The organism is Frondihabitans sp. PhB161, assembly GCF_003814635.1.
Classification (GTDB): domain Bacteria; phylum Actinomycetota; class Actinomycetes; order Actinomycetales; family Microbacteriaceae; genus Frondihabitans.
The window spans coordinates 75695-101507 of sequence record NZ_RKQW01000003.1 but is presented as its reverse complement, the minus strand read 5'-3'; the positions used below and the strand labels follow the sequence as shown (position 1 = coordinate 101507).

Sequence of the window (25813 nt, the reverse complement as noted above, 5' to 3'; positions counted from 1 at the left end):
CGCGACGTGCAAGGCCGCAAAACGCAAAGTCACAGCATAAGCCCGCGCGACTACTCCTCCGTGACGCTCAGAACGGTCACGCGCTCGGGGTACTGCCCCGGAAGGTGGAGGCCGACGACCCCGAGCGACCGGCCCGACAGCACGGTGCCGGAGCCGCCATTCCACCAGGCGGGCGCGACGAATCCGTCGTCGGGATCGCCGACGACGATCGGGGCCACTCGGTAACGCCGAGCCGGGTCGAGACCGGGCAGCGTGAATCGCCCCCGCGGCGACACCTCGCTGCGGCCCAGAGTCGCGAGGAAGAAGAGCGCGGCGGATCGGTCGGCGGCGACAGCCCCGTAGACGTTGACCGTCGGGTCGAGCTCGTCGGCCCGGACCATGTCACCCGAGTGCATCAGGGCGCGTTTCTCTTTGTACAGCGCGATCCACGCCGCGAGGTCGTGATTCTCGGCCTCGGTTGCCTTGGCGAGATCCCATTCGATGCCGAGGTGCCCGAAGAGAGCCGTGCCGGCGCGGAACGAGAGCTCGTGGTAGCGCCCGGTGGTGTGGTTGACCCCGGAGGCGATGTGCGAGCCGAGAATCTCGGGCGGCAGTAGCTGCATAGTCCAGCGGTTCATCTGCTGGCGGTCGAGCGGGTCGATGCAGTCGCTGACCCAGATGCGGTCGGTTCGCTCGAGCACACCCAGGTCGACCCTCGCGCCGCCGGACGAGCACGACTCGATCTCGAGACCGGGGAATCGCACCTTCAGCTCGTCCATCAGGGCATAGGTGGCCAGCGTCTGCTCGTGCACGCCCGCGACTCCGGTGGGCCAGGTGCCGGCGTCGATCAGGTCGCGGTTGTGATCCCACTTGATGTAGGCGATGTCGTACTCGCCGAGGATCGCGGTCATCCGCTCGAGCACGAACTCGTACGCCTCGGGGATGCCGAGGTTGAGCACCTGCTGGTGCCGGCTGCGGATGGGCAGGCGGCCCCCCGTCTGCATGATCCACTCGGGGTGCGCCCGAGCGAGGTCGCTGTCTTCGTTGACCATCTCGGGTTCGAACCAGAGCCCGAACTCCATGCCGAGGCCCGTGACGCGGTCGATCAGGGGCGAGAGGCCGTTCGGCCAGATCTCGTCATCGACGTACCAGTCGCCGAGCCCGCGGAAGTCGTCACGCCGACCACGGAACCACCCGTCGTCGAGCACGTACCGCTCGACGCCGAGGGCTGCGGCACGGTCGGCGAGGTCGGTGAGGCGCGCGAGGTCGTGGTCGAAATACACGGCCTCCCACACGTTGAGGGTCATCGGGCGGGGCCTGGTCGGGTGCTCGTCGCGCGATCGGAGGTAGCGGTGGAACCGGTGCGCCTGGTCGTCGAGCCCGTCACCGTAGGCGGCGTAGATCCAGGGAGCCGTGTAGGTCTCGCCCTCGGCCAGACGCACCTCGCCCGGCAGCAGCAGCTCGCCGCCGCCGATCACCTGCATGCCCGAGAACAGACGTTCGGCATAGTGCCGGTGGTTGCCGCTGAAGGCCGTGTGCACGCCCCACACCTCGCCGCGGGCGAATCCGAAGCCGGGCTCGCCGACGCTCAGCACGGTGGCCGCGTCGGCACCGGTGCGGCCCTTGCGGCCCTCCCGCTCGTGGATGCCCACGACGAGCTGGCTGCGCTGGGGCGTGCGCTCCTTGCCCCAGCGACCGGCGAAGTCGAGGATCTCGCGCGCCCGGGGAGGAATAGGCAGAGCGACCGTCAACTCGGTGACGGTGTACGGGCCGGCCGCCTCGTTGCGCAGGGCAGCGCGCGCCCGGACAAGACCGGAGAGCAGCATCTCGACGTCGAGGTGGATCTGGAGCCCCGCTTCAGGATCCTGAGCGGTCACCGTGACGAGACCGGCACCGGTCTCGACGAAGTCGCCCTCGACGCTGCTTCCGTTGACGAGCACGTCGGTCACCTCGAACTTCGGTGACCAGTCACGGCCCTCGCGGTGCCCGGCGACGCCCGGCTTGCCGACCCAGCCGATGTGGTGCTCGGGCAGCATCGACAGGCGCACCGGGTCGTCGACGGCGTTTCCGGCCAGCGGCTCGACGTCGCCCTGCGCGAGCGCACGGACCTCGTCGAGCGAGAGGTCGCCGAGGGCGGCACCCCAGTGCACGACTGCGGGCAGCTGCCGGTCGGTGAGGTCGAGAAGAAGGCTTACGCCGGAGGCGCGGAGATGGACGAACTGCGGCACTGGTACTCCTGTGGATCGGCTGCGGTGGCGGTCGCATCCAGTATGGCGACGTCAGCATCGGGGTGCGAGAGGCTCGCGCGGGATCCGGGCGTACCGCCCCTCAGCCGAGGAGCGTCGGGCGTGTGCCGTCGGGCGTGTGCGGTCGGGCGTGTGTCATCGGGCCTCAGCCGCGTCGCGCCTGCAGAGCGAGGAGAACGAGCGGCACCTGCAATGGCAGACGAACGATAGCGATGACCTTGCGGCGCGGTGCGGCTCGACGGCTCCGCAGAGCGTCGCGCGCCATCTTGACGTTCGCCGGGAACACCGCGACGAAGAGCGCTGCGGCGAGGATCCCCCCGACCGACCTGGTGCGCGGGATCGCCAGGGCCGCGGCGCAGGCGAGCTCGGCCCCGCCGGAGACGAGGGTCCAGGTGCGCGGTTCGCCGGGAAGCGACTCCGGCACGATGCCGTCGAAGGTCTTCGGACGGGCGAAGTGCAGGGCGCCGCTGACGGCGAGCCCGGTGCTCAGGATGAGGGCGGTGCGGCGGGGGTTCTGACGTGGCATGGTGCAACTCTGCCAGTGCCGGCTGGGTCTCCAGGGCCGGCCGAATCTGGTGAGTTGCGGATCCTCGTCGTGTCGGTCTCAGGGCCGGCCCCCGCCGCAGCGTCAGCGATCGGTGAGAACCAGCTTGTCACCCTGGATCGTCAGCGACTTGTAGATGTACATCGACTGCTCGTAGCCGCCCTTGTAGGTCGAACCGAAGAAGTCTCTCGTGTACTTCATGTCGACTTTGCCCCCGTCACCCGTGACGACGACGGTGCCGTCGTAGGTCAGATCGACCGAGAGGGTCGGCTTCGAGGTGACCTTGTACGAGACCTTGGTGGCGTCGCTTCCCGGGCCGTAGAACGGGCAGGCATCGTCGAGTTCACCGGTGGTGGCTTTGGCGCACTTCGCGATGAGATCGGTCACGAGCGTCTTGGCATCGGATTCCAGCTCGGAGGTGGGTGCCGCGGCGAACTCGAGGCGGCTGCCCGCATACCCGTCTGCCGTGACGGTCACGCTCTTCGAGGAGGCCTCGAAGTACTTCGTGCCGGCTACCGCGATCGAATACGTTCCCGGGAAAGCGGAGAGGGTGAGCGTGCCCTCCTTGGTCGTTCCGACCTTGACGCCGTCGACAGTGACGTCGGCGTCGCCGAGTGCGCTGGCGGTGGCGATCGAGACCGGCGCGGCGAGCGAGCTCGTCACCGCCCACTTGTCGTGAATCAGCCACGAGGTGCTGGTCCGGGTCAGTTTTAAGGTCGAGTCGTGCGATTCGCCGCCCTGACGGTAGCTGACCTTCACCGAGGCGAGGTCACCCGAGACGGTCGCGTTTCCGACGGCGACGTCGCGGATCCGATCCTTCGCCGACGAGAGCACCTTGGTGGTGAGCATGCCCTTGCCGGTTCCGGTGGCCCCTGACAGACGACCGGCCGCGTCGGCGTCGCCCGAGCTCAGTGCCGCGAGATACGCCTCGGCGGCGTGGCCCGGGCCGTAAACGGTGGAACGCAGAGTGCCGGCGGTGATCGCTCCCCCGACGACGAGGACGAGGACGATTCCCCCGGCGATGAGCGAGCGGACAAGGATCCGACGCTTCCGCGGCGACATCGGCTCGGCCGCGATCGCGGGCTCCGCACCTGCCTCGCCAGCGCCCATCTGGCCGTCGCCCATCTGGCCGACGCCCATCTGCTCCGTGCCAGCCACCGAACCGGACCCGGACGCCGTCAGGTCTCGCCCGACGAACCTCCGGGTGACGCGGAGAAGACCGGGTGTCGCAGCGGGGAGCACGAGAGGCGCCAGGTACCGAGCGACGACCTCGATGGCAATGCCCCAGGCGGCCAGGACGGCGATCGTCCACGGTGTGACTCCCGCGGATCCTGCGCCCCCGACCCCGGCGATCTGAACGGAGAAGACAGCCGTGCCGAACACCTGGAGCAGCAGGCCGAGGAGTGCGTAGACAACGGCGGTGGCGACCCAGTCGGCGACCGTGCGATCGCGTCGGTTGCGTCGTACCGCGAGTGCGAGGCCCGAGACGACGGCGGTCAGAACGACCAGGAGGACGAGCAGCCAGGCGGTGACGGATCCCCCGGAGAAGACGGTCGCCGTGCCGCTTCCGGCACCCGCGCCGCTCGAGCTTCCCGACAGCGTCGACATGAGCGACCCCGCCGATTCGGAGACCGAGACTCCACCGAAGAACCCGATCGCGATCGCTATCACGGCGACGTTGCCGATCACGAGCGGGAGAGCGGACGCGCCGTCGGGGTGAGCGACGGCCGCGTAGATGATCACGCCGACCATGACGACGACGAGGAGGACACCGAAGTGCAGGGCTGCGACGCGCACCGTTCCGAGCAGCTGCGACAGGACCGGGTGCATTCGGGCGAACCACGCGGGGCGAGCGAGGAGCGCGACGAAGGATCCGATGACGAACGCCGCAATGACGGCCAGCGCATTCACCGCGGTGATGCCCGAGATATCGAAGCCCGTCGCCTTCGGCAGGCGGATGGCCAGGGCGAGCCCGACGAGGAGTGTGACGAGGGCGAGGCTTGCTCCGGTGACCGCCGAGACCACTGCGCTCTGGAGGAGGTCGAGCCGTCGGCTGCGGAACAGACGCACGCCGAGCACGAGCGCGACGAGCTGAGCCACCAGCACGAGAACCGGAACGATACCGATGTGGATCGACCCGCTGACGGACGAGACGACGGTGACACTGCCGTGGATGGACAGACGACCGAAGTCGGCCAGAGCGACGAGCTGTGCGGGTGCGCCGAAAATCACCGTGACGGCGGTGATCAGACCGGAGATCGCTGGAATGCCGTCGCCTCCGGTATCACCGATCGATCCGCCGGCGCTACCGGACCCCGTCGATCCCGACGAGCCGGAGCTGGCGACGACGAGAGCGGTGGTGAGCAGAAGCGACACGACCGCGACAAGGTAGGCGACGACGAACGCGCCGACTCCGGTCAGCGCCGCTGCGATCCAGTCGACCGGTCGGAGATCGCGGACGGCGCGCTCCAGTCGGCCGAGAGCGGGCGCGGTGGTGCCCGGCGTTCCGGTGTCGTCGGCGCCGGTTTTCGGCGGGTGGGGAGTGTCGCTCATGGTGTCCTCTCGAGTCGAGGTCACCCATGCGATCCGTCACACTGCGCCCCCCGACGATGCCCTCGAGTCTAGGGGAGTCTGAGATTCTCTCGAAACTCCGCGCCTGGGGCGGGGCGGGTGCCCACTGCGAGCGCCGGGCTGGTGGGGTTCGGATCCTTGGCTGTGGCGTTCTGGGTGGGGGGGGCACCGGCACCGGAGCCCCGCTACTCCGCCCGCGACACCCCGCGACTCAGGATCGCCGACGTCAGCGCATCGACAGGCTCGCGCGGCGACGACGGATTGGCGACGAGCACGTAGTCGACGTCGCCGAGCCCCGGAAGCGAGAAGCGCACCGAGACCTTGACGAGGTCGGCGGGGATCAACGAGTACGGAAACACTGCGACCCCGATGCCGGCGCGGACAGCTGCGAGGATGCCGTTCACGTCACGCGTGTTGCAGGTGATCCGCCAGGTGCGCCCCGCGGCCTCGAGGGCGTTGATCGCCATCTGCCGCGACAGGCTCGGTGCCTGATACGTGATTAGCGGCACCGGCTGGTCGGCGTCGAGCTGGAGGCGCTCCTGCGCCATCCACACCATCGGGTCGCCGGCCACCCGTGTGCCGTCTTCGTACTCCCCCGCGCTCTGCTTGACGAAGATGAGATCGAGGTGACCCGAGGCGAGACGGCGCCGGAGGGGCATCGACTGGTTCACGGTCAGCTCGAGGTTGATCTGCGGGTAGAGCTGGCGGAAGTGCCGAAGGATCCGCGGTAACTGCGTGATTGCCAGATCGTCTGCCGCACCGAAGCGCAGCCGACCCCGCATGGCCGAACCCGAGAAGTAGCTTTCGGCGGAGGCGTGCGCCGCGAGGATCGTCCGGGCGAATCCGGCCATCGCGTCGCCGTTGTCGGTGAGCGCCACCTCGCGGGTGTCGCGGGCGACGAGGAGGCGACCCGCCGCCTTCTCGAGCCGGGAGACGTGCTGGCTCACTGTCGGCTGGCTAATGCCGAGCCGCGCCGCAGCCTGAGTGAAGCTGTGCGTCTCGGCGACGACGAGGAACGTGCGAAGCAGCGTGGGGTCGTACATCACCCCACTATTGCAGAATCCAATGACCTTGATAAGAGGCATTCGGGATCAAAATGCCCCAATCGGCCCTACCGTCGAATGGTGTCCATGTCGACGACGACAAAACCGTCTACTCTCGCCTTCCCCCCGACCGAACCTCTCACCATCGCCACCGAGCGTCCTCCGTGGCGGCACACCTTCATCGCCCTCTCGGTGCCGAACTTCCGCATCTGGACGGCCGGCAACCTCGTGGCCATGACCACCGGGTGGATGCAGCGGGTCGCCCAAGACTGGCTGGTGCTCGAACTCACCGGCAGCGCCACCGCCGTCGGCATCACCGTCGCCATGCAGTTCGCGCCGATGCTGATGTTCGGTCTGCTGGGCGGGGTGCTCGTCGACCGCTTCTCGAAGCGGATGCTGATGATGATCACGCAATCGACCTTCGCCGTGCTGTCGCTCGGCCTCGCGGCCCTCACCCTCTCGGGCGGCGTCGAGGCCTGGATGGTGTGGGCGATCGCGTTCGCCACCGGCCTCGTCACCGTGATCGACAACCCGGCGCGCCAGGTGATCGTGACCGAGCTCGTCGGCCCGAGAAACCTCCGCAACGCGATCAGCGTCAACTCCTCGGTGTTCCAGCTCGGCGGCATGATCGGCCCCGCGATCGCCGGCGTGCTCCTGCTCGCGGTCGGTGCCGGGTGGGCTTTCGTCATCAACGGCGTCGCCTGCGTGCTCGTGGTCGTGATGCTCTCGATGCTTCGCACGGCCGACATGCACCGGTCGGCGCCGGCACCTCGCCAGAAGGGCGCCTTGCGAGCGGGTCTTCGCTACGCGGCGGGCAAGCCGACGATCATCTGGCCCGTTTTTCTGGTCGCCGTGTTTGCGGTGTTCGGTCTCACGATGCCGGTTCTTCTGGCGACCTACGCGTCGGAGGTGTTCCGCGTCGGCGCCGGCGGCTACGGCCTCTTCAACTCAATGGTCGCGGTCGGTGCGCTCGTCGGCGCGCTGCTCTCGACCCGCCGGGCCAACATCCGGCTGCGCACCGTCGTGATCGGCGTCGGGGTCACCGGCATCGTGCAGGCGGCGACTGGCCTGATGCCGTCGATCGCGACCTTCGCCGTGCTGCTCGTCGGCGTCGGGCTCTCCGCTCTCCTCTTCCAGACGGCGTCCAACTCACTGGTGCAGATGTCGAGCAACATCGGAGTGCGGGGCCGGGTCATGTCGCTCTACGTGCTCGTGCTGCTCGGTGGTCAGGCGATCGGCGGGCCGCTCATGGGCTGGATCGTGCAGACCTTCGGCGTGCACATCGGCATGCTCGTGTCGGGAGGTTTGCCGGCGCTCGCCGCGCTCATCGCGGCGGTCGCACTCGCGCGACGCGGGCAGCTCTCGCTCCACGTTCGGGTTCGGCACCACGTTCCGATGCTGAGCATCGACCACCGGGTCGCGTAGTTCAGCTACGTAGCGGCGCGCTCCACGCTGGGCACCGCGTGGCCGGGTATCGCGAGGTGGCCCGACCGACGCCGTCTCGACCCGCATGCGGCCGACTGGGCCATCTCGCCGGGTGACTTCGAGCGGCGTCGAGCTTGCGAGAATAGACGGATGCCCCGCACGCCCAGACGCCGCCGCCAGAAGAACACCCCGCTCCTCGGTCTCGTCGTGCTCGGTGCCGTGCTCGTCATCGGAGCACTGGCGACCTCCGGCGCACTCAAGCCTCTCGGGTACGACCCCGCTGGCAGCAGCAGCACGTCCGACACCGGCAGCAGCGGAACGGCGGGTACGACCGATACCGCCGCCACGCCCGCCGCTATTCCGGCCGCGGCCGCGCGAAAGAGCCTCGCGGGGCTCACCGTCAGGCCCTGGGCGACCGGCGTCCGTTACGACCGCGAGCGTGACTTCGGCGACGCCTGGCGAGACGTCGACCACAACGGCTGCGACACCCGAAACGACATTCTGGCTCGCGACCTGACCTCGATCACCCGGTCGGCCGACTGCAAGGTGCGGTCGGGAACCCTCCGGTCGCTCTACTCGGGCGAAAAGGTGGCTTTCGTGCGCGGGCCCGCGTCGTCCGAAGAGGTGCAGATCGACCACCTGGTGCCACTGAGCGACGCCTGGCGGACGGGCGGGCAGAACCTCACTCAGGCCCAGCGCGAAGCCCTCGCCAACGACCCCCTCGAACTCCAGGCGGTCGACGGCCACTCGAACAACTCGAAGGGCAACAAGAATGCCGCGGAGTGGCTGCCTAGCGACACCGGGTCGCGCTGCGTGTACGTAACCCGCCAGATCCAGGTCAAGGCGAAGTACGGCTTGTGGGTCACCTCGTCGGAGCGAGCGGCGATGTCGCGGATCCTGAGTTCCTGCCCCTAGAAGGCCTCCCTAGATCGACGCTCTCCGACGGCCACCGAAGGCGAGCGACACGTCGATCCGCCACGGCTCGGGCGACCACGGCGTGGCAGCCGTTACTACGAGCCGCACGCGATCACCGGCGTGGATCGTCACGCGACCGAACAGGTCGAAACGCGAGCTGAGCACGAGCACCGCTTCGCCGTCGGCGTCACCGAGGGCGAAGTCGTCGTGGCGCGCCTGGTTGAGGGTCGCACCGAAGCCCTCGTCGTCGAAGCGGACCGGCAATCCCGAGACGAGGATCCGAGGCGGCACCGTCGCCCACTCGGCCACCGTCTCGGGGACGTGCGCGCTCTGGATCCTGAGGTACAGCTCGCCGTCGGTGCCCAGCGTGGCCACCGACGCGGCCCGGTCGATGCCGAGGTCGGTGCCGTCGAGGCGGAAGCGGTCGTCCATGCCAGAAGCGTAGAGGCGCCCGCTTAGTTGTAGGCACAAGCAACTCGCTACGATCGGGGTCATGACGATTGACGGCACTCCCCGCTGGCTGAGCGACTCCGAGCGTGCGTCGTGGGTGCGCTTCGCCGCCGTCGTCGAGCTGCTGCCCGGGGTGCTCGACTCGCAGTTGCAGCGCGACGACGGTTTGACCCACTTCGACTACTTCACCCTGGCGATGCTCTCGGAGGCGCCCGACCGCACCCTGCGCATGACCGCACTCGCCGCGCGCACCAACGCCACGCTCCCCCGCCTGTCGCGGGTCGTCTCCCGGCTGGAGGAGCAGGGGCTAGTGGCGCGCAGCCCGTGCGCCGAGGATCGCCGCGCGACCAATGCGACGCTCACCGCCGCCGGTTGGAGCGCCGTGCAGGCGGCCGCCCCCGGTCACGTGGCGACCGTCCGCGAATCGGTAATCGACGCCCTGACGCCGGAGCAGGTGACGCAGCTCGGAGAGATCAGTTTGGCGATTCTCGGGCGGCTGGATCCTTCGGGAAGGCTTTTCGCTCGGGAGAGTTGACTACGGGTATGAGATCCATCGTCTATACGCACACCGGTTCCCCCGACGTCCTGCAGCTCGTTGAGCGCCCGATCCCCGAGCCCGGGCCGGGCGAGGTGCGGATCCGCGTCGCTGTCTCAGCGGTCAACCCGACCGACTGGAAATCGAGGGCGCAGGGCGAGCTCGACTTCGACGAGGTGACGCCGAACCAGGACGGCGCCGGCACGGTCGACGCGGTCGGCGACGGCGTGACACTGCTGGCAGTCGGCGACCGGGTGTGGACGTACCTCTCGGCCCGCAACCGCCCCACCGGCACCGCGCAGGAATACACCGTGCTGCCGGAGGCGCGCGTCGTCAAGCTGCCCGTCGGAGTGAGCTTCGACGTCGGCGCAACGATGGGTGTGCCGGCCATGACCGCCCACCGCGCCCTCACCGTGCTCGAAGGCGGGCCGTCGCGCCTGGCCCCGGGGGCGCTCGAGGGCAAGGTCGTGCTCGTGCAGGGTGGCGCCGGAGCCGTCGGTCACGCCGCGATCCAGCTGGCCCGCTGGGCTGGAGCGACCGTGATCACGACCATCTCGTCCGACGAGAAAGCTGCTATTGCCCGCGCGGCCGGGGCGCACCACATCGTCAACTACAAGACCGAGGACGCCGCAGCCGTCATCCAGTCGATCGCACCCGACGGTGTCGACATCATCGTCGAGGTCTCGATCGTGAAGAACGCCGAGCTCGACGCCGCCGTCACCGGTCAACGATCGGTCGTGTCGATGTACGCCGACGACGGCGGCGACACGGCGGAGCTCGCCGTGCGCCCCAACATGACGAAGAACACGCGCTACCAGTTCGTGCTGCTCTACACGATCGGCGAGGAGGCGATGCGGGCCGCCGTCGAAGACGTCACGGAGGCGCTGATTGCCGGCGTTCTGCCGGTCGGCGAGGCGGCGGGCCTGCCCCTGGTGCGGTTCCCGCTCGCATCCACCGCTGCCGCGCACCAGGCCGTGCAGGATGCGGTGACCGGCAAGGTCCTGATCGACGTCTCCGAGTAGCTGCGGCTCCGCCCTCCTGCCCTCCTGCCCTCCCTCCCCGCCTCCTCCCTCCCTCCCCGCCTCCTCCCTCCCTCCCCGCCCCCGCAGCGGCGAGACTCCACAAATGGCCCATGGTGGTTCTCCGCATGGGCCATTTGGGGAGTCTCGCGTCGCGGACGGACGCAAGAGGGGCATTAGGCGCGTGGGATGTAGCGAGATAACCGGTGGAGGAGACTGGCGGGCTCGGACAGGTCGAGCTCGGTGACACGGATGCCGCGCCAGCCCTCATCGGCGAGACGCTCTCGCTTGACGATGTCGAGGCGGAAGGTCTCCTTGTTCGTTCGATGATGGTCACCCTCGTACTCGATGTAGACCCGGGCGTCTTTGTACTGCATATCCGGTCGCCCGATCGCTGAACCATCCGCCGCGTACACCTTCTCGTTGAGAGCGTCGGGCTCCCTCAGGCCCGACCTCACAATCAGAAGCCTCAACTCCGATTCCTTCGGCGACCACGACTTGGGCCGCATGAGCTCGATTGCCTCGCGAAGCCTCCGAATCCCCCGGCGTCCGGAGCAGCGATCGAGGAGTCGTCGGAGATCCTCGACGCGGTGAAACCGAGCAGCCGCAAAGGGCGACCATTTGGAGAGCAGCGCATCACCCATGATCACCAGGTCGTCCACCTCGAGCAGCTCGGCGCACTGGATCCAAGCCCGAACCGGCCCGACGACGTTGACACCGAGATGACGAACTGACCTGATCCCCGATCCGGTGTGCCCGACGACACCGGGGCGACGGGGCTCGCGCACGGCTGCCGTCGCGGTGACATGGAGAGCGTGAATCTGTCCCCGAGGCGCGAGCGGAAGAGGGAGTCTCCAAAGTTCAGCGGCTGTCAGGTGACTGAAAAGGTGCCCATCGGCGAGAAGCGGCGCGTAGTCGCGGCACCTGTCGATCAGCGCCGGACCTTCTCCTCCGACGGCCCTGACTCCGTGATGCGGTGACCGGAGGTCTCGGGCTCGAAGTCGCTTGCGACCCGCACCCGAGACGAGAGCGCGGCTGACGAGAAACCGACGGGAGGGCAGGGAGGAGGGCAGAGGCTGACGGCGCATCCGACAGGGTGGTCTCGGGGGCGAGCCGCCGGATCCTCGGGGTCACAGATGAGGGTGGATCCGCGACGCACGGGCCGCTGGGGAGACGAAGACGCCCGTCACGGCAGGCGAAGGCGCACGCGCACTCCCTGGGCTGGGGCGGTGCGGAAGGCGAGGGAGGCTCCGGAGGTGTGGGCGGCGTCGACGAGGATCCGCAAACCCGTTTGGCGCCGCTCGGCACCGTCGACGGCAGTTCCACCCAATACCGAACCGAGCTCGGAACCGAGCTCGAAGCCGACCCCGTCGTCGACGATCTCGAGAAGGCGCCCGTGCAGCGTCAGCGCGAGGTGGCCAGCGTGCGCGTGCGCCACGGTGTTGGCAAAGCACTCGCGGGCCACGCGGAAGACGAGCCGCTTCTCGTCGGCGTCGAGGCCGGTGCGGTCGGGCACATCGATGCGCACCGTCAGCCCACGGTTGCGCGTCCGGGCAGCGAGATCGTCGAGGGCCGGGGCCAGGGCTCCGACAGAAAGCGTCGCCGGATGCAGGTCGATAAGGAGGGTGCGGAGGCCGCCCAGCCCATCGCGGACATGACGAGCCGACGTGGCGAGCAGGCGGGATCGCACCGGATCGGTCTGTGAGAGTTCGCGCGACGCGGCCGAGAGGGCGAGGGCCGTACCGGTCAGCTCGTGCACGAGGCCGTCGCGGAGGGATTCGGCGAGACGTCGACGGTCGTCGGCGGCATCACCGAGAGCCAGCTGGAGCTCTACGCGGAGTTCCTCTCGCCGGGCAGCCTCCTCCCGCGCCAGCCGCGAGAGCAACCAGCCGAGGAGAGACCCGAGCAGCACGACGAGCACGGCGATCACTCCGATCGTGATACCCGCGAACCGCAGCCAGACCTGACCGGAACGCTCGGTGAGCCGGTCGTAGTCGAACAGGACCTCGACGAGCAGCTTCGTCCCGCCGGGCGTCTCGACTCCCCGGTAGGCCACCAGAAGCGTTCCCGGAGCGTCGTCGAACCGCTCGCCTGCTGCGTCGGAATCGACGACGTGCGCGTCCAGCCCTCCCGCACGGAGAGTCGCACGATCGTGCCGGTCGAGCGGAGACGTGCGCCCGATCAGTTCGGCCTCGTCGGAGTAGACGATCACCCCGGCCTCGGTCGACAGCTTCACGCGGACCACGCCGTCCGTACCGAGGATCCACCCCCGGACCACCTCGTCGAGCGCCTCCCGAGCGGACTGGGTCTGACCGACGGTGCCGCGAACGAGCGAGTCCGACAGCACGGGAGCGATCACCGCGGTCGACAGGAGGCTGGTGGTCGACGCAGCGGTGGCAGCGGCCTCCTCCTCGGCGAGTTGGCGGGCGGCGACGAGTCCGCCGACCGTGACGAGGGCGACGAGGAGAAGGGCGAGAAGACCGGCACCGACGAGGATCCGGCGGCGGCGCACCGGCCAGCCCGCGTCTCGGGGCGCGCTCGCCGGAGCCAGCTCGACCCAGCCGCCGTCGTCCTGCATAGGCCGACCCTACTGTGCGCGCCTCCCACGCCGACGGGAGGGCTGACAGGATGGGGGCATGACCGACGCCCCGCTGCCCGAGAGCCCCCTCACCGAGACCGCCCTGCCGGAGTTCACGCCCGACGAGGTGCGCGCCCAGCTGGCCGAGCTCACTTTCGATTCCGTCGGATCCTTCGATCAGGAGGCGGCGTACTCACTCGGCACTCTCGCCGCCGAAATCGTGCGTGAGCGGGGTTTCGCGCTTGCCGTGCAGGTCGTGCTCGGCGAGCACATCGTCTACAAGGCGGCGCTCGGCGGTGTCTCGGCTGACACCACGAGCTGGCTGCGTCGCAAGTCGAACGTCGCCCTCCGCGATGCGCAGCCTTCGCTGCTGACCCGGCTCCAGGCCGACGCCTCGGGCACCCCGCACCAGATCGACGACGAGTTCGCCGTGTCGGGCGGGTCGTTCCCGATCGTCGTCGACGGCTCGGTCGTGGGCACCATCACGGCGTCGGGCCTCAAAGACGTGATCGACCACGACCTCGTGGTCACGGCAATTCGTTCGTACCTCGCAAATTGAACCCCGACTGACTCGACTGCCCAGGCACGACTGGTTCAGTTCTAGACGGGCGATCCATCCGGAACCCCGCCCGTGTCTAGCGAAAGAGCCCCATGGTCCGCCTTCTCAAATACCTGCCCGTCGTCTTGACTGTCATCCGCAAGATTCGTCAGCGTCGAGGTGCTGCTGGCGGATCAGCGACGGGCGGTTCAGGATCCGGGCGCCGCCGCTGACATTCAGCCGGGTGGGCGTGGCACCGTTCTGCGCCACGCCCGCCGGTAGTCTTCGCACATTTGCGAGTAATCCGAATCGTCCGGCCGCAACCGCCTGCAACGGGTGTGACGAGACGCCGGAATCGCTCTCGAATTTGCGCTGGGGCGGGCAGATTCCGCTAGGTCAGACGGACTCCGGCACGAAGAGCGTCACCGTGTCGACGACGAGCGCCGGCCGCTCCACGCCCTCGATCTCGACGGTGAGCCGGTAACCGAGCCGCACGCCGCTCGCGCCGGATGCGGCCGACGTGATCTCGCCGACCGCGCGCACCCGACTGCCGACCAGCACCGGCTGCAGAAACCTGAGCTTGTCGGCCCCGTAGTTGATCACCTGGGCTGTGCCGTCGACGCGAAGCAACTCCTCCGCGAAGGCGGCGGTGAGCGAGAGCGTCAAGAAGCCGTGTGCGATCGTCGCTCCGAACGGACCGTCAGCCGCGCGGGCCGGGTCGGTGTGGATCCACTGCTGGTCGCCGGTGGCATCGGCGAACGCCTGAATCCGCCCCTGGTCGATGGTCACCCACGACGACGGGCCGAGGATCCTGCCCTCTGCTCCGACGAGGTCGGCCGGACTCGCGAAGACAGCCGGCACCGACGCCTCAGTCGCCCCGCTCAATTGAGCGGCCCGCCCGCCACGTAGAGCACTTGGCCCGAAACGTAGCCCGCTTCTTCTGAACAGAAGTAGGCCGCCGCCGCCGCGATGTCGTCGGGCTGACCGACCCGGCGAACGGCGATCTGCTTCGCCGCCTCTTCGAGGAACGTGTCGAGCGACACCTTCATGCGCCTGGCCGTCTCCTCGATCATCGCCGTCTCGATGAAGCCGGGAGCGATCGCGTTGGCGGTGACCCCGAACGGCCCGAGCTCGATCGCCAGCGTCTTCGTGAAGCCTTGCATGCCGGCCTTCGCGGCCGAGTAGTTCGCCTGCCCGCGGTTGCCCAGCGCCGACGACGACGACAGGTTGACGATGCGCCCCCACTTCGCCTCGACCTGGTACTTCTGCACTTCGCGGCTCATCAGGAACGCACCGCGCAGGTGCACTCCGAGCACGGCGTCCCAGTCGTCGACGCTCATCTTGAAGAGCAGGTTGTCGCGAAGGATCCCGGCGTTGTTGATCAGCACGGTCGGCGGGCCGAGCTTCTCGACGACCGTCTCTACGGCCGCTTTCACCGACGCCTCGTCCGAGACATCGGCCGCAACACCGATCGCCGTCCCGCCCGCGGCAGTGATGGCGGCGGCCGATGCATCGGCGTCCTCCTGCCGCAGGTCGATCAGGGCGACGGCCATTCCGTCGCGTGCGAGTCGGGCTCCCACGGCGGCGCCGATGCCGCGCGCTCCCCCGGTCACGATTGCGACGCGCTGGTCAGAAGAGCTGTGCTGGTCAGAAGAGCCGAGTTGTCCAGAGATGCTGTGTTGGTCGGTCATGGTGGTTCCTTTCGTGTTCGTATCCGCGAGGGTCGACGAGCAGTGCTCTACGAGAGCCGCTCGACCACCATCGCCATCCCCTGGCCGCCGCCGACGCACATCGTCTCGAGGCCGAAGGTGGCGTCGCGCGTCTGCAGCCCGTTCAGCAGCGTTCCGGTGATGCGGGCGCCGGTCATGCCGAACGGGTGCCCGACGGCGATCGCCCCGCCGTGCACGTTGAGCTTGTCGTGCGAGACGCCGAGCTCGCGGGCCGACGGGATCACCTGCGCGGCGAATGCCTCGTTGATCTCGACGAGGTCGATGTCGTCGATGGTCATGCCGGCGCGGGCGAGGGCCTGCTTCGACGCCTCGACCGGTCCGAGGCCCATGATCTCGGGCGAGAGTCCGGTGACGCCGGTCGACACGATGCGCGCCAGAGGTGTGATGCCGAGCTGCGCCGCACGGCTGTCGCTCATGATGACGAGCGCTGCGGCCCCGTCGTTGAGCGGGCAGGCATTGCCCGCCGTCACGGTGCCCTCCTGGCGGAAGACCGGCTTGAGGCCGGACAGCGTCTCGACGGTGACGCCGGCGCGAGGGCCGTCGTCGACCGAGACGACCGAACCGTCGGGCAGGGTGAACGGCGTGATCTCGCGCTGCCAGAATCCGTCGCGAATGGCCTGTTCGGCGCGGTTCTGCGAAAGTGCCGCGAACTCGTCCTGCTCGTGGCGCGAGATGCCGAGCAGGCCAGCGACGTTCTCCGCGGTCTCGCCCATCGAGATGTAGGGGTCGGGGAGGTCGCCCCGGGAGCGAGGGTCGACCCACACGCCTGCGGGATCCTGGAATGTCGGAAAGAGCGGGTTGCGAAGATCTTCGCCGGGGATGTAGTCGCTCGACCCTCGTGCCGCGCTCGACACCGACTCGACACCGGCCGAGATGAACACGTCGCCTTCGCCCGCCTTGATGGCATGGAACGCCATGCGGGTGGTCTGCAAGCTCGACGAGCAATACCGGTTGACGGTCGTGCCGGGCAGGCGGTCGTAGCCGAGGGCGACCGCGACGATGCGAGCGATGTTCATACCCTGCTCACCGCCTGGCATGCCGCAGCCCATCAGCAGATCGTCGATGGATTCAGGATCCAACTCGGGCACCTTCGAGAGGACGTCGCGCACCGCGAACGCGGCCAGGTCGTCCGGGCGGATAGCGCGGAGGGACCCCTTCATGGCACGCCCGATCGGGGTACGGGAGACGGCGACGATGACAGCTTCGGTCATGATCGGCGCCCTACGAGACGAAGGCGCTCGTGCCGGTGATGGCGCGCCCGACGATCAGGGAGTTCATCTCACGAGTGCCCTCGAACGAGTAGATGGCCTCGGCGTCGGCGAACCGACGGGCGACGCCGTAGTCGAGCACGATGCCATTGCCACCCATCACCTCGCGGCACCAGCCCACGGTCTCACGCATCTTCGACGTGGCGAACGACTTGGCCATCGACGCATGGGCATCGGTCTGGCGCCCCTGGTCGAGGAGGTCGGAGGTCTGCATGCACAGCGCGATCGACGCCGAGATGTTCGAGAGGCAGCGCGACAGGAGGTCTTGTACGAGCTGGAACGACGAGAGCTTCTTGCCGAACTGCTCGCGTTCGGTGACGTAGGCGACGGCTGATTCGTAGGCGCCGATCGAGTTGCCGATCGCCTGCCAGGCCACGTCGGCCCGGGTCAGCAGCAGCACCTTGGCGGTGTCGCGGAACGAATTGGCGAGCTGGAGGCGACGCTCTTCGGGCACGACGACGTCGGTCATCGTGATGTCGGCGTTCTGCACGATGCGGAGGCTTTGCTTGCGCTCGATCTTGGTTGCCGTGAAACCGGGGGTGTCGGTGGTGACGAGGAATCCCTTGACCTGGCCGTCGGCAGTGTCGCGGGCCCAGATGACGACCACGTCGGCGAAGGTCGCGTTGCCGATCCAGCGCTTCTGGCCGTTCAGCGTCCAGCTGTCGCCGTGACGCGTGGCAGTGGTGCGGAGGCCGCCGGCCGCGTCGGATCCTGAGAGCGGTTCAGTCAGACCGAATGCCCCGATCACTTCGCCGGTGGCCATCTTGGGCAGCCACTCCGCGCGCTGCTCCGGGCTGCCGGCGAGGCCGATCGAGCCCATCGCGAGACCGGAGGTGACGCCGATGAACGTCGACACGCTGCCGTCGACGCGCCCCGACTCGAGGGCGGCCCAGCCGCGGTACTTCGCGGTGTTCTCGAACTGGCGCGACTCCTCCCAGATGGGCCCGTAGGCGCCCAGCTCGGCCAGGGGCTTGATCACCTGGTGCGGAAAGTCGGCGCGCTCCCAGAAGTCGTCGGCAATCGGGGCGACCTCGGATTCGAGGTAGGCCCGGAGGTCGTGGATGTTGTCGTTCTCGCGGGCGGTCAGCGCGTCTTGCGCGAAGTAGAAGTCGCTCGAGAGGTAGTTCGTCTTCGACGTGGTCACAGTCACGGTTCAGCTCCATTGCTTGACGATCGATCAGGTGTGACACCATCATGCATCGTTTTGCGAAATGTTGCACGAGCTTCTCAGGAGACCTAGAGTCGGGGTCATGTCGACGCCGACCCAAGCACCCGTGGCCTTCGCGGCACTCGCCGCGCAGCGGGTGCCCTCCGAGCTCGCGGCACGGCTCGCCCGCGGCGACCACCCCGACACCATCCGTGCGTTCGTCTTCGCCCGCCGCACCTTCCTCGCCGGCGAGCGGGTCGACATGAACGATCTCGCAGCGCGTCTCGGCGTCGACCGCACGTCGCTCTTCCGCTGGCTCGGCAACCGCGACGCCCTGCTGAGCGAGGTGCTGTGGTCGCTTGCCGAGCCGACCCTCGTGCGGCTCGAACGCGCCTGTGATCTCACCGGAGCGGCTCGGCTCACCTCGATCCTCGGCGACTTCGTCGAGACTCTGATCGCAGCCCCGTACTTCCAGGGCTTCCTGAAGAAGGAGCCGACTCGGGCCCTTCGCGTGCTGACGACGAAAGACAGCCAGGTGCAGCGCCGCTACCTCGCCACGGTCGAGGCCATGCTCGAGGCCGAAGTGGCTTCCGGGAGCATGGCGTTCGACCTCGAGACGCACGACCTGGCCTACCTGCTGGTGCGGGTCTCGGAGTCGTTCACCTACGCCGACCTGATCACCGGCGAGATGCCGAGCGCGTCCCGCGCCCGGGCCGCCTTCGCCTACGTCCTCCGGGAGGGATGACACCGTGACCACCACGACCCCGTCGAACACGCCCACGACGACCGGCCCGTATCGCCAGACGATCGCGACCCGCTGGGCCGACAACGACATGTACGGCCACCTCAACAACACGATCTACTACCAGGCGATGGACACCGCCATCAACACCTGGTTCATGAGCCGAACCGGCCTCGACCCGCTGCACGACGACGTGATCGGATTCTGTGTGTCGTCCTCGTGCCAGTTCAGAGCGGCGGCGGGGTTCCCGGAGGAGCTGGTGGTCGAGCTGCGATCGGTGCGGATCGGAACGACGAGCCTGGCCTGGTCGCCGCGGATCCTGCGCTCCTCTGACGACTCGCTGCTCGCCGACGGCACCTTCGTCACCGTCTTCGTTGACTCGGTGAATCGGCGCCCGGTGCCTGTTCCCGAGCGCATCCGCACCGCTCTCGAGGCGGCGTTCGAGCTCGTTCCCGCCTCTCACTAGCTCTTCCCTCGTTCTTCGAAAGGACCGAACAATGACGTTCACCACCTCCTCCCCCTCGACTGCCGACCTCCTCGGCGGTCCGGGCCTCGGCACCCTGTCGATCGCGGCGATCCTGTCGGAGACGGCCGCGCGGCATCCGGAGAGCCCTGCCGTGCACTTCCGCGGGCAGACGACCACGTACGGGCAGCTCTGGAACGAGACCCGCGCGTACGCCGGAGCCCTCCGTGCCCGAGGTGTGGGGCGGGGCGATCGGGTGGCGTTGATCCTGCCGAACGTGCCCGACTTCTGCCGCGCCTACTACGCGGTGCTCTCACTCGGGGCGATCGTGGTGCCGATCCACCTGCTGTTCAAGCAGGAGGAGATCGAATACGTGCTGCGCGACTCGGGTGCCGTCCTGGCCATCGTCGCCGCGCCCCAGCTCGGCGAGGCGCTCCCCGCCGCGGCGGCGGCCGGTGTGCCCATCGTGTCGGTACTGCTTCCCCTCGACGCGCCGACGCCCGTGCCCGTCGATCGGTTGGAGGTTCTGGCCGCCGCCGCCACCCCCATCGACCGCTACGAGTCGGTCAACCCTCTGGCGGCCGCGACGATCCTCTACACCTCGGGAACGACCGGTCACCCGAAGGGCGCCGTCGGCTCTCACCTCGCGATGATCGAACAGGTCAGCACCGAGCTGATCGACTGCACCGACATGGCCGCGACCGACGTCGTCTTCGGCGGACTCCCGTTCTTCCACGCCTTCGGTCAGACCACCGTGCTCAACACGGTGTTCCGGCGCGGGGCCTCCATCGTGCTGCTGCCGAAATTCGACCCGGCCGAAGCGCTCCAGCTGATGGTCGACACCCGCACGACCATCTTCACCGCCGTGCCCACGATGTACATCGGCCTTCTCGCCGCTGCCTCCGCCCCCGCCGCGAGCCACCTGCGCCCTCCGCTCCGCTACGCCGTCTCGGGCGGCTCCGCTCTCCCGGTCGCGGTGCTCGAACGCTTCGAAGAGACGTTCGGAGCCGTCATCCAGGAGGGCTACGGGCTCACCGAGACCTCTCCGGTCGCCACCGTGAACGACCTCAAGGATCCGCGCCCCGGCACGATCGGACGCGCCATCTGGGGCGTCGATGTCGAGATCGTCCAGCCCGACGTCGAAGACCACGTCGTCTTCCTCCCCGACGGCGAGCTCGGCGAGATCGTGATCCGCGGCCACAACCTGATGAAGGGCTACCTCGGCAACCCGGAGGCGACCGATGCCGCCATGGTCGACGGGTGGTTCCACACCGGCGACCTGGGCACGAAGGACGCCGACGGCATCGTCACGATCGTCGATCGCAAGAAAGACATGATCGTGCGCAACGGCTACAACGTCTACCCGAGCGAGGTCGAGGACTGCCTGATGCGGCACCCCCTCGTCGCCAACGCGGCGGTGTTCGGCGTGCCGGACGACGTGCACGGGCAGGAGGTGCACGCTGCGGTGATCGCGCGCCCTGGTGTGTCGCTCGACTGCGAGTCGGTGATCGCGTTCGTGCGCGAGCACCTCGCGGCCTACAAGTTCCCGCGCGAGGTGCACGTGGTCGAGGCCCTGCCGATCGGTGCGAGCGGCAAGGTGCTGAAGCGAGAGTTGCAGCGCGAGTTCGCTGCTGCTGCGCTCCGCTAGCTCCCGCCCCACCAGCCGCGAGGCACCCCGGGTTGGCCAAAAACGGGGTGGCATCCGGGGGTTGTTTGGCCATCCGGGGGTGCCTCACCTCCTGCGAGGGTCACGGAGGGGGATGCCTGCCCGAAGGAGGATCTCCTGGAGGCGATTTGGGTTCCTGGCGACTGCATAGCGCCATCTGACGATATTTCGAACCTCGGGGAGTGCGAGAAGGGCGTCGGTGCGATCTTTTTCGTCGAAGAGCACCTGCTCCATCGTCCGGCCGCCTCGCATCCGTTCGTCGAGATACTTCTGCCCGCCGTCGAACTCACCGATCTGGCCCACCGTCTTCCACCAGAAGTCTCCGTAGTAGGTGCGGCCCCCGGGGCAGGTGAACTTCTTCTGCAGCTCAGGAGTCTCGAAACCCAGGAGATGGATCTGGCCTTTGCTGATGGATTCGCCCGCTGACTTCGACCCCGGGTGGGCGATTTCGAGGGCCGCACGCACGGCGGCGATCCCGCGGAAGCCTGACCTCAGAGCGATCTCATCGTGCAGCTCCTGGCGAGTGACGAGTCCTGTGGCCAGCGCGTAGTCGAACGCGAGTAGTGCCGAGAGGAATCCGCCAGCCAACCCCATGTCGACCGCGGTTCGGCTTGCCGACGTGCACCGAATGCCCCGCACGATGCTGACTTCCACAGCGAGTCTCGAGGGATGCAGCACCACACGCGAGGTCACTTTGCCCGTCGTCCGACGGGGTGAGACGAGCTGCACGCGCTGGGGCCATTCATCGAGAACGGGAAATCCCCACGCGGCGCCGGCAGAGGCGTGGCTCACCACGACATGGGGGCCCGCACGGGCGAGAAGCGCCCGAATAGCGGCGATGTGACGCTCACGAGCAGAGAACTGCTGCCAGTCGTCCGCAGGGAGGTACAGCCCCGGTCGCACCCGCACGAAAGTGCCCCGAGAAGCCTCGCGCCGAAGCCGCCGACCGGGCTCCCCGCCGGCAGCGAACTGGGCAGGAGTAACGAAGCGCGTGTCCATCCCCCGAGCGTGGCCGAACCGCCACCGGCCCGAGCCGCCGCGCGTGACGACGGTGGAGAACAGCGCCAGCGAGGCGACTGTGAAGACGAGGTCAGCCGCAGTACGTCGTGATCGCCGCCACGTCTTTCTGCACGGCCGCGAAGGCCCGCTGGACTCGGGGCGCACCCGTGAGGGGGTGCTCAGCGGCGTTCTGCACGGCGGTGGTGAGCGTGCCGAGGTCGTCGGAGACGTCGCGTACGAGCGTCTTGGCACGCGGATCCTGAATTTCTGAGACGACGCCCTGCACCGTCGTCGTCGCCGATTCGAGGGCCGAGACAGCAGACGACGGATCGGCGGCGAACGTGCTCGCGGTCGACGACAGCTTCGAGGTCACATCGTCGAGCGACGAGTTGAGCGCCTTGCACGTCGCCGCCTTCACCGCAGCCGAGGCCGTCGCCGTGCCAGTGGCCGAGCCGCCCGAAGAACCAGAACCAGACCCAGACCCAGACCCAGACCCAGCAGGATCCGACACCCCGGCCCCCGGCCCGATCGGCGAGCAGGCAGCGGCCACGACGAGCACGGCAGCGGCGAGGGCGGTCGATCCGAGGGCGCGGTGGAGAGGCATGCACTACCTCTACCAAACGAATCCGGGAGAACAACCCGGCGGAGAAAACCCTAGGAGCAGTAGGTGCCGACGGCGGCGAAGTCTTTCTGCATGGTCGGCGAGAGGTCCTGGAGCTTCTTCAGGGTGCCCTGCGGGTCGCTCTTGATCGTCTGCGCGGCCTTTGCGAACGCCTTGAGGTCTTCGCCGGCCGGCTTGACCACGTCCGCAGCGCCGGGTTCGGTCACCTGCGATTCCGTCTTCTGGAAAGCGGTCGACAACTTCTGGATGGCCGCGATGGCTGCTTCCGGGTCGGTCGAGATCTTGGTCGTCGATGCCGTCATCTCGGACGACGCCTTCTGCACGGAGTCTTTGATCAGCGAGCAGGCCTCGGTCTTCGTCTGCGTCGACGATCCGGACGCCTCGCTCGACTTCGGGGTGCTCGTGCTGTCGCCGGCCGCCTTGTCCGAGCCCGAGCCGCCACCGGACGACGAGCACCCGGCGACGGAGACGACGAGCAGCCCGGCGAGCAGAGCGGCGGGAGCAGCGGTACGGAGGCGTGCTGACAGATTCATGGGATGGCTTCTCTCGGTTCGGGACACGGAGAGGCGTCTGATCGGTTCCCCCCGGAAAGTGAAAGCCTAGCCAGGATGACGCGAATAGGCTCGGATCATGACAGGAACGACATCTGACTCCCCTCGCCGCGCACTCGTCCTCGGAGGGGGTGGCATTGCCGGTATCGCCTGGCATCTCGGTGTTCTCGCTGAACTGCAGTCCCAGGGCATCGATGTGGGCGCCGCCGATCTGGTCGTCGGAACGAGCGCAGGATCCGTGGCGGGAGCCATTCTCCGCTTCGGCCACGTCGACGCCGTGTACGACGCCCAGGCCACCTCGGCCGCTCCGTTCGGCGCCGCGGATGCTGCCGCCGCCGGCATCCCCCCGGAAGGCGCCGGAGTCTCGCCCGACAGCGCGGCCGCACCCGCACCCGCCCTCGACATGGCCACGTTCGGTCAGCGCCTCGCCGAGGTCGTCGCCGGCGCGACCGGCCCGGAAGACGCCCGTGCCCGCCTCGGCCGTGCATCGATCGCGTTCTCGCAGGGGGTCGAGTCGCCGCTCCTGGCGCAGGTCGGCGCCCAGTTCCCCGAGGCCGCCGGCTGGCCATCCGCCCCGCTCGGCGTCTGTGTCGTGAATGCCGAAGACGGCGAATTCCGGGTCATCGACTCCTCCGACGGCATCCCGCTGGCGCGCGCCGTCGCCGCGAGCTGCTCCGTGCCCCTCGTCTTCCCCACCGTCGAGATCGACGGCGTGCACTACATCGACGGCGGCGCCCGCTCGGCGACGAACGCCGATGTCGCGGCCGGTTACGACCGAGTGCTCGTGCTGTCATGCGGCGCCGAAGACGCTCGGAGCCCGATGGGCCCGCAGCTCGACGCGGCAGTTGCCGGGCTCCGCGATGACGCCGACAGCCCGAGCGCCGTGCTCGTGGTGTCGGCCGACGCTGCGAGCCTCCAGGCATTCGGCGGTAACTCCCTCGATGACGCGTCGCGCGTTCCCTCGGCTCTCGCCGGTCGAGCTCAGGGGGCATCCGTCGCCGAGTCCGTCCGCGCGTTCTGGCAGGCGTGAGCTCGTTAGCGTGAACGCCGTGCGCCGAGATCGCAATTCTCGTCGGGTGCTCCCGACCCGAACTGCGATCTCGGCGGCCGTCTCGTCCGACCCGACCGCTCGCCCTGGCGCATGACCGACGCATCCGGCGACTCCGCCGACTCGGCCCAGCCCGCAATCGACCCCGCGCAGGCTGCCGCTGATCTCGAGCGGCTCTTGCGAGCGACTGTCGAGCGGCTCGACGCCTCGGGCGCTCGCGACGAGGCCCTCGGCGAGGTGCGGTTGCCGCGCGGCTTCGGCCCATTCAAGACAAGCGTCCAGATCGCGCCGGTCGGCCGGGCCTGGCGCCTCGGCATCCTGCTGGTGACGAGCGACGCACGCCTCTTTCGCGTCGGCCGCATCACGCGTGCGACCGAGACCGGTCGACCGCAGAGCCTGTCGTTGGCGGTGGAGCAGCGCCGTGCCGAGCGGGTCGCCGCGACCAAGGGGCACTTCGCCGAGGGCGAGGTCGTGAACTTCGAGTACGAGGCGATCGCCCTGGATCCTGAGTCTCTCGCTCGCGGCGACGGCTCACTGTCCATCGACGGCTCGCGAGTCGTCCTCGCCTGGAACTCCCCCGGCGACCGCCGCGACCTGGCGGCGTATCTCGACGAGATGTTCGTGCTGCTCTTCGACTCCTAGCCCGCAGCTCACCCCTTCTTGGCGCGCGACGGTTGCACCCGCGGGGGCTCGCCCGGCATCTTCGGAAAATCGGGCGGGAACGGCAGCTCACCGAGACCGGCCTCGACGTCGCGGGCCCACCACTCGAGCAGCGGGGCGATCGAGGGTCCCGGCGCCTCGTGCATTCCGTGCCACGGGTCGCCGGTCGACGCCAACCGCGAGGGCACGCTGAGCACGGTGAAGAGCGCAGGATCCGCGGATCCTAGTTCGTCCCATCCGAGTGGCGCCGACACGGTGGCCCCGGCCAGGGCTCTCGGGCTGTAGGCGCCGGCCATGGTCCGGTCGCGATTCGCCTGGTTGAAGTCGACGAAGATTCGTCTGCCTCGTTCTTCCTTCCACCAGTTCGTCGTCACCCGCTCGGGCATCCGCCGCTCGAGCTCGCGCGCGGCAGCGATCACGGCGTGCCTCACCTCGAGGAACTCGTGCTCCGCCGCGATGGGAGCGAATACGTGCAGACCGCGGTTGCCGCTCGTCTTGACGAACGCGGTGAGTCCGGCGTCGGCCAGCACGTCACGCAGCGCGAGGGCGACCGGGATGGCATCGCCGAAGTCGGTGCCGGGTTGCGGGTCGAGGTCGATGCGGAGCTGGTCCGGGAGGTCGGGGGCGTCGGCGCGCGAGGCCCACGGGTGGAACACGACCGTGTTCATCTGTGCGCCCCAGACAGCGGCGGCGGGTTCGTCGATCACGAGCTGCGGGTGCACGCGGCCGCTCGGGTAGGTGACGTCGGGCGCTCGAATGTACGACGGTGCGCCCTTCGGCGGGTTCTTCGAGAAGAACTGCTCCCCGTCGATGCCGCCCGAGAAGCGCTGCAGCGAGATCGGCCGCCCACCGTTGTGCTCGACGAACGGCTCGCCGACCGCGCCGAGGTATTTCGCGAGATCGAGCTTGGTGATGCCTGGCTCGGGGTAGAGGACGCGGCCGGGCGACGAGATGCGCACCTCGCGCGTTCCGTCGGGGCCGGGTACTTCGAGGACCACTGCGTCGGATGCCATGCGTCACGCTACTGCTCTCGCCGGGGGCCGGGCGAAGTCGGCGGGGGGGGGGGGGGGGGGG

Annotated in this window: 25 protein-coding genes; 10 read left to right on the top strand and 15 right to left on the bottom strand. The window is 68.7% G+C overall.

Features of this window, described 5'->3' with window-relative positions; translation table 11 throughout:
- Window positions 1-50 precede the first annotated feature (50 nt).
- The 4 genes from EDF39_RS12485 to EDF39_RS12470 form a co-directional block, all read right to left on the bottom strand.
- Window positions 51-2207, bottom strand: a complete 2157-nt coding sequence (locus EDF39_RS12485) for an alpha-galactosidase (protein ID WP_123943633.1) — start codon at window positions 2205-2207, stop codon at window positions 51-53.
- Window positions 2208-2370: 163 nt separating this feature from the next.
- On the bottom strand, window positions 2371-2751 hold the full coding sequence (locus EDF39_RS12480) for a hypothetical protein (RefSeq protein ID WP_123943631.1): 381 nt from the start codon (window positions 2749-2751) through the stop codon (window positions 2371-2373).
- A gap of 102 nt (window positions 2752-2853) precedes the next feature.
- Window positions 2854-5322, bottom strand: coding sequence for a hypothetical protein (locus tag EDF39_RS12475; RefSeq protein ID WP_123943629.1), 2469 nt, complete (start codon window positions 5320-5322; stop codon window positions 2854-2856).
- 203 nt (window positions 5323-5525) lie between these two features.
- A complete protein-coding gene (locus EDF39_RS12470; protein ID WP_123943627.1) occupies window positions 5526-6383 on the bottom strand; it encodes a LysR substrate-binding domain-containing protein in 858 nt (285 codons plus the stop codon).
- Window positions 6384-6470: 87 nt separating this feature from the next.
- On the opposite strand from EDF39_RS12470, the gene EDF39_RS12465 reads away from it, so the two are divergent.
- Entirely contained in the window at window positions 6471-7808 is a 1338-nt protein-coding gene (locus EDF39_RS12465) for an MFS transporter (protein WP_123943625.1), read from the top strand.
- Window positions 7809-7958: 150 nt separating this feature from the next.
- Window positions 7959-8723, top strand: a complete 765-nt coding sequence (locus EDF39_RS12460) for an HNH endonuclease family protein (RefSeq protein ID WP_123943623.1) — start codon at window positions 7959-7961, stop codon at window positions 8721-8723.
- Between the two features lie 9 nt (window positions 8724-8732).
- Here the strand turns inward: EDF39_RS12460 and EDF39_RS17520 are convergent, their stop codons facing one another.
- Window positions 8733-9155, bottom strand: coding sequence for a hypothetical protein (locus tag EDF39_RS17520; protein WP_158613230.1), 423 nt, complete (start codon window positions 9153-9155; stop codon window positions 8733-8735).
- A gap of 61 nt (window positions 9156-9216) precedes the next feature.
- On the opposite strand from EDF39_RS17520, the gene EDF39_RS12450 reads away from it, so the two are divergent.
- Together EDF39_RS12450 and EDF39_RS12445 are read left to right on the top strand one after the other, a co-directional pair.
- Window positions 9217-9708 carry a MarR family winged helix-turn-helix transcriptional regulator gene (locus EDF39_RS12450; protein WP_123943619.1) on the top strand — a complete coding sequence of 164 codons (492 nt, stop codon included), beginning with the start codon at window positions 9217-9219 and terminating at the stop codon, window positions 9706-9708.
- A gap of 8 nt (window positions 9709-9716) precedes the next feature.
- A complete protein-coding gene (locus EDF39_RS12445) occupies window positions 9717-10730 on the top strand; it encodes an NADPH:quinone reductase (RefSeq protein ID WP_123943617.1) in 1014 nt (337 codons plus the stop codon).
- A gap of 173 nt (window positions 10731-10903) precedes the next feature.
- Here EDF39_RS12445 and EDF39_RS12440 read toward each other — a convergent pair whose 3' ends face one another.
- The gene (locus EDF39_RS12440) at window positions 10904-11515 is read right to left on the bottom strand and encodes a hypothetical protein (protein WP_123943615.1); all 612 of its coding nucleotides are present in this window, start codon (window positions 11513-11515) and stop codon (window positions 10904-10906) included.
- 398 nt (window positions 11516-11913) lie between these two features.
- Complete coding sequence (locus EDF39_RS12435; protein WP_123943613.1) at window positions 11914-13305, bottom strand: sensor histidine kinase; 1392 nt, start codon at window positions 13303-13305, stop codon at window positions 11914-11916.
- Between the two features lie 58 nt (window positions 13306-13363).
- Here EDF39_RS12435 and EDF39_RS12430 point away from each other — a divergent pair, with 58 nt between their 5' ends.
- On the top strand, window positions 13364-13864 hold the full coding sequence (locus EDF39_RS12430; protein WP_123943611.1) for a heme-binding protein: 501 nt from the start codon (window positions 13364-13366) through the stop codon (window positions 13862-13864).
- Window positions 13865-14239: 375 nt separating this feature from the next.
- Here EDF39_RS12430 and EDF39_RS12425 read toward each other — a convergent pair whose 3' ends face one another.
- Genes EDF39_RS12425 through EDF39_RS12410 form a run of 4 tightly spaced genes read right to left on the bottom strand, consistent with a single transcriptional unit; the run spans window position 14240 to window position 17985 of the window.
- Window positions 14240-14704, bottom strand: a complete 465-nt coding sequence (locus tag EDF39_RS12425) for a MaoC family dehydratase (protein ID WP_123944204.1) — start codon at window positions 14702-14704, stop codon at window positions 14240-14242.
- A gap of 20 nt (window positions 14705-14724) precedes the next feature.
- The gene (gene fabG, locus EDF39_RS12420; protein ID WP_123943610.1) at window positions 14725-15534 is read right to left on the bottom strand and encodes a 3-oxoacyl-ACP reductase FabG; all 810 of its coding nucleotides are present in this window, start codon (window positions 15532-15534) and stop codon (window positions 14725-14727) included.
- Window positions 15535-15581: 47 nt separating this feature from the next.
- Window positions 15582-16784: an acetyl-CoA C-acetyltransferase gene (locus tag EDF39_RS12415; RefSeq protein ID WP_123943608.1), complete on the bottom strand. Its 1203-nt coding sequence runs from the start codon at window positions 16782-16784 to the stop codon at window positions 15582-15584.
- A gap of 10 nt (window positions 16785-16794) precedes the next feature.
- Complete coding sequence (locus tag EDF39_RS12410) at window positions 16795-17985, bottom strand: acyl-CoA dehydrogenase family protein (protein WP_123944202.1); 1191 nt, start codon at window positions 17983-17985, stop codon at window positions 16795-16797.
- Between the two features lie 106 nt (window positions 17986-18091).
- Between EDF39_RS12410 and EDF39_RS12405 the strand changes: the two genes are divergently transcribed.
- The 3 genes from EDF39_RS12405 to EDF39_RS12395 are packed head-to-tail and all read left to right on the top strand — an operon-like array spanning window position 18092 to window position 20841.
- On the top strand, window positions 18092-18733 hold the full coding sequence (locus EDF39_RS12405; RefSeq protein WP_158613229.1) for a QsdR family transcriptional regulator: 642 nt from the start codon (window positions 18092-18094) through the stop codon (window positions 18731-18733).
- A gap of 4 nt (window positions 18734-18737) precedes the next feature.
- Window positions 18738-19196, top strand: a complete 459-nt coding sequence (locus tag EDF39_RS12400) for a thioesterase family protein (RefSeq protein WP_233573115.1) — start codon at window positions 18738-18740, stop codon at window positions 19194-19196.
- 31 nt (window positions 19197-19227) lie between these two features.
- Window positions 19228-20841, top strand: coding sequence for a long-chain fatty acid--CoA ligase (locus tag EDF39_RS12395; RefSeq protein WP_123943606.1), 1614 nt, complete (start codon window positions 19228-19230; stop codon window positions 20839-20841).
- A gap of 84 nt (window positions 20842-20925) precedes the next feature.
- Here the strand turns inward: EDF39_RS12395 and EDF39_RS12390 are convergent, their stop codons facing one another.
- The 3 genes from EDF39_RS12390 to EDF39_RS12380 form a co-directional block, all read right to left on the bottom strand.
- Window positions 20926-21858, bottom strand: a complete 933-nt coding sequence (locus tag EDF39_RS12390) for a hypothetical protein (RefSeq protein WP_123943604.1) — start codon at window positions 21856-21858, stop codon at window positions 20926-20928.
- Between the two features lie 91 nt (window positions 21859-21949).
- Window positions 21950-22462, bottom strand: coding sequence for a hypothetical protein (locus EDF39_RS12385; RefSeq protein ID WP_123943602.1), 513 nt, complete (start codon window positions 22460-22462; stop codon window positions 21950-21952).
- 50 nt (window positions 22463-22512) lie between these two features.
- A complete protein-coding gene (locus EDF39_RS12380; protein WP_055957377.1) occupies window positions 22513-23013 on the bottom strand; it encodes a hypothetical protein in 501 nt (166 codons plus the stop codon).
- 97 nt (window positions 23014-23110) lie between these two features.
- Between EDF39_RS12380 and EDF39_RS12375 the strand changes: the two genes are divergently transcribed.
- Both EDF39_RS12375 and EDF39_RS12370 read left to right on the top strand, forming a co-directional pair.
- Complete coding sequence (locus tag EDF39_RS12375) at window positions 23111-24061, top strand: patatin-like phospholipase family protein (RefSeq protein ID WP_123943600.1); 951 nt, start codon at window positions 23111-23113, stop codon at window positions 24059-24061.
- Window positions 24062-24172: 111 nt separating this feature from the next.
- On the top strand, window positions 24173-24721 hold the full coding sequence (locus EDF39_RS12370; protein WP_123943598.1) for a hypothetical protein: 549 nt from the start codon (window positions 24173-24175) through the stop codon (window positions 24719-24721).
- Window positions 24722-24729: 8 nt separating this feature from the next.
- On the opposite strand, the gene ligD is transcribed toward EDF39_RS12370, so the two are convergent.
- A complete protein-coding gene (ligD, locus tag EDF39_RS12365) occupies window positions 24730-25752 on the bottom strand; it encodes a non-homologous end-joining DNA ligase (protein WP_123943596.1) in 1023 nt (340 codons plus the stop codon).
- Between the last annotated feature and the right edge of the window lie 61 nt (window positions 25753-25813).

Bases quoted from the DNA above. Each gene is read 5' to 3' on its own strand.
- EDF39_RS12385 (WP_123943602.1), bottom strand. From the start codon at position 22,462: ATGCCTCTCCACCGCGCCCTCGGATCGACCGCCCTCGCCGCTGCCGTG.
- EDF39_RS12415 (WP_123943608.1), bottom strand. From the start codon at position 16,784: ATGACCGAAGCTGTCATCGTCGCCGTCTCCCGTACCCCGATCGGGCGT.
- EDF39_RS17520 (WP_158613230.1), bottom strand. From the start codon at position 9,155: ATGGACGACCGCTTCCGCCTCGACGGCACCGACCTCGGCATCGACCGG.
- EDF39_RS12445 (WP_123943617.1), top strand. From the start codon at position 9,717: ATGAGATCCATCGTCTATACGCACACCGGTTCCCCCGACGTCCTGCAG.
- EDF39_RS12375 (WP_123943600.1), top strand. From the start codon at position 23,111: ATGACAGGAACGACATCTGACTCCCCTCGCCGCGCACTCGTCCTCGGA.
- EDF39_RS12470 (WP_123943627.1), bottom strand. From the start codon at position 6,383: ATGTACGACCCCACGCTGCTTCGCACGTTCCTCGTCGTCGCCGAGACG.
- ligD (WP_123943596.1), bottom strand. From the start codon at position 25,752: ATGGCATCCGACGCAGTGGTCCTCGAAGTACCCGGCCCCGACGGAACG.
- EDF39_RS12475 (WP_123943629.1), bottom strand. From the start codon at position 5,322: ATGAGCGACACTCCCCACCCGCCGAAAACCGGCGCCGACGACACCGGA.
- fabG (WP_123943610.1), bottom strand. From the start codon at position 15,534: ATGACCGACCAACACAGCATCTCTGGACAACTCGGCTCTTCTGACCAG.
- EDF39_RS12450 (WP_123943619.1), top strand. From the start codon at position 9,217: ATGACGATTGACGGCACTCCCCGCTGGCTGAGCGACTCCGAGCGTGCG.
- EDF39_RS12430 (WP_123943611.1), top strand. From the start codon at position 13,364: ATGACCGACGCCCCGCTGCCCGAGAGCCCCCTCACCGAGACCGCCCTG.
- EDF39_RS12480 (WP_123943631.1), bottom strand. From the start codon at position 2,751: ATGCCACGTCAGAACCCCCGCCGCACCGCCCTCATCCTGAGCACCGGG.
- EDF39_RS12435 (WP_123943613.1), bottom strand. From the start codon at position 13,305: ATGCAGGACGACGGCGGCTGGGTCGAGCTGGCTCCGGCGAGCGCGCCC.
- EDF39_RS12370 (WP_123943598.1), top strand. From the start codon at position 24,173: ATGACCGACGCATCCGGCGACTCCGCCGACTCGGCCCAGCCCGCAATC.
- EDF39_RS12405 (WP_158613229.1), top strand. From the start codon at position 18,092: ATGTCGACGCCGACCCAAGCACCCGTGGCCTTCGCGGCACTCGCCGCG.
- EDF39_RS12395 (WP_123943606.1), top strand. From the start codon at position 19,228: ATGACGTTCACCACCTCCTCCCCCTCGACTGCCGACCTCCTCGGCGGT.
- EDF39_RS12390 (WP_123943604.1), bottom strand. From the start codon at position 21,858: ATGGACACGCGCTTCGTTACTCCTGCCCAGTTCGCTGCCGGCGGGGAG.
- EDF39_RS12465 (WP_123943625.1), top strand. From the start codon at position 6,471: ATGTCGACGACGACAAAACCGTCTACTCTCGCCTTCCCCCCGACCGAA.
- EDF39_RS12380 (WP_055957377.1), bottom strand. From the start codon at position 23,013: ATGAATCTGTCAGCACGCCTCCGTACCGCTGCTCCCGCCGCTCTGCTC.
- EDF39_RS12460 (WP_123943623.1), top strand. From the start codon at position 7,959: ATGCCCCGCACGCCCAGACGCCGCCGCCAGAAGAACACCCCGCTCCTC.